General features: G+C 41.3%; 1 protein-coding gene. It reads right to left on the minus strand.

Going from position 1 to position 448, the window contains the following annotated elements:
* Nucleotides 1–181 precede the first annotated feature (181 nt).
* Nucleotides 182–448, minus strand: a 267-nt coding sequence (locus tag AAEZ03_RS25955) for a sulfatase-like hydrolase/transferase (RefSeq protein WP_350582600.1), incomplete at its 5' end; no start/stop codon positions are given.

The following is a 448-nucleotide window of genomic DNA, read 5'->3' on the forward strand; positions in this document are numbered from 1 at the left end:
TAGCGATTATTTGCAGCGAGTGTTAAGCCGCTAATGCCATTATGAGCGTTGTCCAGCTCAAAACCTTTTGGTTCAAAAAAGGCATAAATATTGGCGACGATATCGGGATTGTCTTCGATGATGAGTATCTTGTACATAGTGGTCTCGTGCATAAATGCTAGCAGGGCTTATGATAAAGGTCTTAATGGGTAGATTTAAAGAAGGTTGGCGCTGCTGCTACCTCATCGGTAGTAATACCAAAAAAGTTAAGTAAAGTTGGCGTAATAAAGTCATGTGACACGGGCTGATCAATCGTACTAATGAGACTACTTTTATCAATATTATTGCTAGTAGGCGACCAAATGATGACAGGCACCTGCTTTTGCGCATCAGGTGCGATAGCGTAGGGCATGCCATGCAAGTAAATATTATTCTCGCCTAAACTTTCGCCATGATCGCTAATATATAC

This window comes from Pseudomonas sp. HY2-MNA-CIBAN-0224 (genome assembly GCF_040310285.1).
GTDB classification, from domain to species: domain Bacteria; phylum Pseudomonadota; class Gammaproteobacteria; order Pseudomonadales; family Pseudomonadaceae; genus Aquipseudomonas; species Aquipseudomonas helleri.